At 64.3% G+C, this 4,732-nt stretch carries 8 protein-coding genes; 2 read left to right on the top strand and 6 right to left on the bottom strand.

What is annotated here, in order from left to right; all coding sequences use genetic code 11:
- The 5 genes from VGD20_RS08940 to rpmF form a co-directional block, all read right to left on the bottom strand.
- On the bottom strand, nt 1-330 hold a 330-nt coding region (locus VGD20_RS08940), incomplete at its 3' end, for a MerR family transcriptional regulator (RefSeq protein WP_331134110.1).
- 29 nt (nt 331-359) lie between these two features.
- A complete protein-coding gene (locus VGD20_RS08935) occupies nt 360-653 on the bottom strand; it encodes an integration host factor subunit alpha (protein ID WP_331134109.1) in 294 nt (97 codons plus the stop codon).
- A gap of 148 nt (nt 654-801) precedes the next feature.
- Nucleotides 802-1,767 carry a beta-ketoacyl-ACP synthase III gene (locus tag VGD20_RS08930; protein WP_331134108.1) on the bottom strand — a complete coding sequence of 322 codons (966 nt, stop codon included), beginning with the start codon at nt 1,765-1,767 and terminating at the stop codon, nt 802-804.
- Entirely contained in the window at nt 1,764-2,798 is a 1,035-nt protein-coding gene (gene plsX, locus VGD20_RS08925; protein ID WP_331134107.1) for a phosphate acyltransferase PlsX, read from the bottom strand. The genes VGD20_RS08930 and plsX overlap by 4 nt, the downstream gene beginning before the upstream one ends.
- Before the next feature lie 23 nt (nt 2,799-2,821).
- Entirely contained in the window at nt 2,822-3,001 is a 180-nt protein-coding gene (gene rpmF / locus VGD20_RS08920; protein WP_011541714.1) for a 50S ribosomal protein L32, read from the bottom strand.
- Between the two features lie 316 nt (nt 3,002-3,317).
- Between rpmF and VGD20_RS08915 the strand changes: the two genes are divergently transcribed.
- On the top strand, nt 3,318-3,758 hold the full coding sequence (locus VGD20_RS08915) for an MAPEG family protein (protein WP_331134106.1): 441 nt from the start codon (nt 3,318-3,320) through the stop codon (nt 3,756-3,758).
- 6 nt (nt 3,759-3,764) lie between these two features.
- Here VGD20_RS08915 and VGD20_RS08910 read toward each other — a convergent pair whose 3' ends face one another.
- Complete coding sequence (locus VGD20_RS08910; RefSeq protein WP_331134105.1) at nt 3,765-4,430, bottom strand: MBL fold metallo-hydrolase; 666 nt, start codon at nt 4,428-4,430, stop codon at nt 3,765-3,767.
- 83 nt (nt 4,431-4,513) lie between these two features.
- Here VGD20_RS08910 and VGD20_RS08905 point away from each other — a divergent pair.
- A partial coding sequence (locus VGD20_RS08905; protein WP_331134104.1) for a GFA family protein occupies nt 4,514-4,732 on the top strand: 219 nt, incomplete at its 3' end.

Here is a 4,732-nt window from a genome sequence, read left to right as displayed (position 1 = left end):
CGCGGCGCCGTTCGCCGCGCCAGCGTTTTCGAGCGCTTCGCGCATGAGCGGCAGGCGCACGGGCACGTCGGGCACGCCATCGGGTTCGGACAATGCCTTGCGCGCGCCCTCGACCGTGAAGCCCTGCACATGCAGCAGATGGTGGATCCGCTCGGCGAGCGCAACGTCCTCGGTGCGGTAATAGCGGCGCCGGCCCGATCGCTGGAGCGGCTTCAGCTGCGGGAAACGCGTCTCCCAATAACGCAGGACATGCGTCGGAACGCCGATCCGCACCGCAAGTTCGCCGATGGCGAGCATGGCGCCGGTCGCCTTGCCGCCATCGTCGGACATGTCAGGTCCTGCCATGCGCGCGGCCCGGCTTATTTACCGGCAACGCGGCCACGCATCGTCTGGCTGGCGCGAAAGGTCATGACCCGGCGCGGAAGGATCGGCACTTCGATGCCGGTCTTCGGATTGCGACCGATACGCTGCGCCTTGTCGCGCAGGACAAAGGTCCCGAAGCCCGAAATTTTGACATTCTGCCCGACCGCGAGCGCGTCGGACATATGATCGAGAATCGATTCGACGATGGTCGCCGATTCGTTACGCGACAGGCCGATCTGCTGGTTGATCCGCGTCGCAATGTCGGCCCGGGTAAGCGTGCCTGCAGTCATGATGATCCCTTCCCCCTCGTAAAGCGTCACAGGTAACAGGTCTCCGACAGCCCCCACCGTCACGAGTCCCGGGTATCTATGTAACAAAAGCGAATTAATCCGCCAAACTGAAACGGATGGAGCGAGAAGTTCACGCGGCAGATAGAAATTACACGCGCAGGACGGCAGCGCCCCATGTGAAGCCGCCGCCCATCGCCTCCAGGACGATCAGGTCGCCGCGCTTGATCCGCCCGTCGCGTACCGCGAGATCGAGCGCAAGCGGCACCGACGCCGCCGACGTATTGGCATGCTGATCGACCGTCAGCACGACGCGATCGGCCGGCAGGCCCAGCTTTTTCGCGGTCGCATCGATGATCCGCTTGTTCGCCTGGTGCGGCACCACCCAGTCGATCTGCTCGGCCGAGAGGCCGATCTCGGCCATCACTTCGCCCAGCACCGATGCGAGATTGGTGACGGCGTGGCGGAAGACTTCGCGGCCCTGCATGCGGACATGGCCGACCGTTCCGGTCGTCGACGGTCCGCCGTCGACATAGAGCATGTCCGAATATTTGCCCTCGGCATGGAGCCGCGTTGCGAGGATGCCCCGGTCGTCGTCGACATCCCTGGCCGACAGCACGACCGCGCCTGCCCCGTCGCCGAACAGGACGCAGGTCGTGCGATCCTCCCAGTCGAGGATGCGGCTGAAGGTCTCCGACCCGATCACCAGCGCATGCTTCGCCGCGCCTGTCCGCAACATCGAATCGGCAACCGATACGGCATAGAGAAAGCCCGAGCAGACCGCGGCGACGTCGAAAGCGATGCAATCGGGCGCACCGATCAGCGCCTGCACCTTGGTTGCGCTTGCGGGAAATGTATTGTCGGGCGTCGCGGTCGCGACGATGATCAGGCCGATATCTGCCGCCTCAAGTCCGGCGGCCGCCAAAGCCTGTTTCGCGGCATCGGCGCCGAGCGTCGCGGTCGTCTCGTCGGGCTCGGCGATATGGCGAAAACGGATACCCGTGCGCTCGACGATCCATTCATCGCTGGTGTCGACACGCTCGGCCAACTCGGCATTCGAGACGCGCGTACGCGGCAAGGCCGAGCCGGTGCCGGCCAAGATGGCGCGCAGCGTCATGCTGCCGCGCCGCTACGGAAATTCGCGAGATCTTCGGTCACCTGACGCGTGATATCCTTCTCGATCAACTCGGCGCAGAGATGGACGCAATTGGCGACTCCCTTCGCATCCGCGCTGCCATGGCTTTTGAGCACCACGCCGTTCAGGCCCAGGAACACCGCGCCATTATGGTTGTTGGGGTCGAGGTGATGCTTGAGCAATTCGGTGGCAGGCCGCGAGATCAGGAAGCCGATCTTCGAGCGCGTCGAACTGGTGAAGGCGCGGCGGAGCAGGTCGGTGACGAAGCGCGCCGTCCCCTCGATCGTCTTCAGCGCGATATTGCCCGAAAAGCCGTCGTGGACGACGACATCGACATTGCCGCGCGACAATTTGTCGCCCTCGATAAAGCCGGCGAACTCCATCGGCAGGCCATGCGCCTCGCGCAGCCGTGCTGCGGCATCGCGAATCTGATCGGTGCCCTTCAGCTCTTCGGTGCCGATGTTGAGCAGCGCGACGCGCGGTTTTTCGAGCCCCATCGCAGTGCGCGCATAAGCCGCGCCCATGACCGCGAACTGGATCAGGTTGTTGGCATCGCAATCGGTGTTGGCGCCCAGATCGAGCATCACGACGTCATTGTCGCCGAGCGTCGGCAGCAGCGCCGCAAGTGCCGGCCGGTCGATTCCCGGCATCGTGCGCAGCGCGAGCTTCGCCATCGCCATCAGCGCCCCGGTGTTACCCGCGGACACCGCGCCGCCGGCATCGCCGCGCTTCACCGCATCGATCGCCAGCCCCATCGAGGTGCTTTTCGCCTTGCGCAGCGCCTGGCTCGGCTTGTCCTCGCCCGACACCACGCCGTCGGTGTGAAGGATATCCGACGCCGCGCGCAGATTGGGGTGGTTTTCGAGCGCCGCCTTGATCTGCACCTCGTCGCCGACGAGGATGAAGCGCAGGCCGTCGTGCTTGTGGCGCGCCATGGCCGCGCCGGCGAGCATCATGCGCACGCCGACGTCACCGCCCATCGCATCGATTGCGATTCGCGGTGTCAGTACCATTTTAGCGCCCTCCGGCTTGATGCTTACGCGCCGACCGACACCACTTCGCGGCCATTATAATGGCCGCAGGCGTTGCAAAGGTTGTGCGGGCGCTTCAGCTCGCCACAGTTCGGGCATTCCTGAAAGGCTTCAACCTTCAGGCTGTCGTGGCTGCGGCGCATGCCGCGCTTCGAGGGCGAGGTTTTTCGCTTGGGAACGGCCATGATATTTCCTGCATTCTCAATAGTGTGTCACGAATCGGCTACCCGGATTTGTCATCGCCGTCGCCGGAAATGACTGGCCCGCCCGCCGTGCGAAGGCTTGTTCCTGTCCGGTTTTGACAAGAAAATCTTCCGCCGGAGGGTGCCTCAACGCCTGATGGTGTCGGGTGCCGGATCGGGCGGGGCTATAGCGTTTTTGCCCGCAAAGGCAAGCCTATTGCGTCCATCTTTGCGCGGGCTTGCCGCCCCGCTTCGGGGATGCCACAGCTACACCGCCCGATCACGACAATGTGCCGGCAAACAATGTGGGGGAAGCCAAATGATAATCCTGCCGATCAGCCTGACGATCGCCGCTGGCGCGGCGCTGCTCAACCTGTGGCTTTCGGTGCGCGTCGGCCGCGTGCGCACAAAGGAAAAGGTCTTCATCGGCGACGGCGGCAACGAACCGCTCACGCGGCGCATGCGCGCGCATAGCAACTTCGTCGAAAATACGGCGTTCGTGCTGATCCTGCTCGCGCTGGTCGAGCTCGGCCTGGGCTCGTCGCTCTGGCTGTGGGGCGTCGGCGCGCTCTATCTCGTCGGGCGCATCCTGCACGCGCTCGGCATGGACGGGATGATGTGGGGCCGCATGGTCGGCACGATCATCACCATGCTGACGCAGCTCGGCCTTGCGATCGGCTCGATCGCGATCGTCTACCTGACGCCGACCAGCATCACCACGACCGAGATCGTCGAAACCGAAGCCGCTGCGCCGAAATAAACCGGCCTAATTGCCAAGCGCCATATCGCTCACGAACGGATTCGTCCGCCGTTCGTGCGCGAAATTGCTGTGCGCGCCGTGCCCCGGCAGAAAGGTCGTATCGCCGCCGAGCGGCCACAGCTTCTGCGTGATCGAATCGAGCAGTTGCTGGTGATTGCCGCGCGGGAAATCGGTGCGGCCGATCGATCCCTGGAACAGGACGTCGCCGACGATCGCCAGCTTCGACGGCCCATGATGGAACACGACATGCCCCGGCGTGTGCCCGGGGCAATGGATCACGTCGATCGTCAGATTGCCCACGGTCACCGTGTCGCCATCGACCAGCCAGCGATCGGGCTCGAACGATTCGCCGACCATGCCGAACCGCGCACCGTCCTCGGCAAAGGCCTCGATCCAGAAACGATCGTCCTCGTGCGGCCCCTCGATCGGCACGCCGAGTTCCTTCGCCAGCATCCCCGCCTGCCCGCAATGGTCCATATGGCCGTGGGTCACGAGGATCTTCTCGACCTCGACCCCGGTCTGGCGGGCCGCTTCCTTGAGCTTGTCGAGGTCGCCGCCGGGATCGACGAAGGCGGCCTTGTTGGTCTCGGTGCACCACAGCAGGGTGCAATTCTGCTGGAAGGCGGTGACCGGCACGATTGCGGCGCGAAGCGGGGGATTGGGAGCGTTCATGGCGCTCGATGTGGGGAAAAGCGGCGGCGAAGGCAAGTCCATGCCCTTTGCCGCGGCGATACGAGATGATAGTCTCGATCCCGATGGAACGGCATGCCTCCTGTCATTGCGGTCAGCTTGTGCTCTGCTGTGCAGGCGAGCCGACCAAGGTTTCGCTTTGCCATTGCCTTGACTGCCAGCGAAGAACCGGCTCGATCTTCAGCATTGCGGCCTTTTTTCCGCGCGCCGCGGTCGCGGTGACGGCCGGCGTAGCCAAGGCGTTCAGGCGCGCGTCGGCCAGCGGCTTCGACGTTATCTTTCAC

It is taken from the genome of Sphingopyxis sp., from assembly GCF_036402335.1.
Lineage (GTDB): Bacteria > Pseudomonadota > Alphaproteobacteria > Sphingomonadales > Sphingomonadaceae > Sphingopyxis.
Note: the sequence above shows the minus strand (reverse complement) of the source record. Positions and strands in the feature narration are given on the sequence as shown.

What these genes read in the sequence shown, in the direction of transcription:
- VGD20_RS08935 (WP_331134109.1), bottom strand. Translation starts at nt 653, where the DNA reads ATGACTGCAGGCACGCTTACCCGGGCCGACATTGCGACGCGGATCAAC.
- VGD20_RS08930 (WP_331134108.1), bottom strand. Translation starts at nt 1,767, where the DNA reads ATGACGCTGCGCGCCATCTTGGCCGGCACCGGCTCGGCCTTGCCGCGT.
- plsX (WP_331134107.1), bottom strand. Translation starts at nt 2,798, where the DNA reads ATGGTACTGACACCGCGAATCGCAATCGATGCGATGGGCGGTGACGTC.
- rpmF (WP_011541714.1), bottom strand. Translation starts at nt 3,001, where the DNA reads ATGGCCGTTCCCAAGCGAAAAACCTCGCCCTCGAAGCGCGGCATGCGC.
- VGD20_RS08915 (WP_331134106.1), top strand. Translation starts at nt 3,318, where the DNA reads ATGATAATCCTGCCGATCAGCCTGACGATCGCCGCTGGCGCGGCGCTG.
- VGD20_RS08910 (WP_331134105.1), bottom strand. Translation starts at nt 4,430, where the DNA reads ATGAACGCTCCCAATCCCCCGCTTCGCGCCGCAATCGTGCCGGTCACC.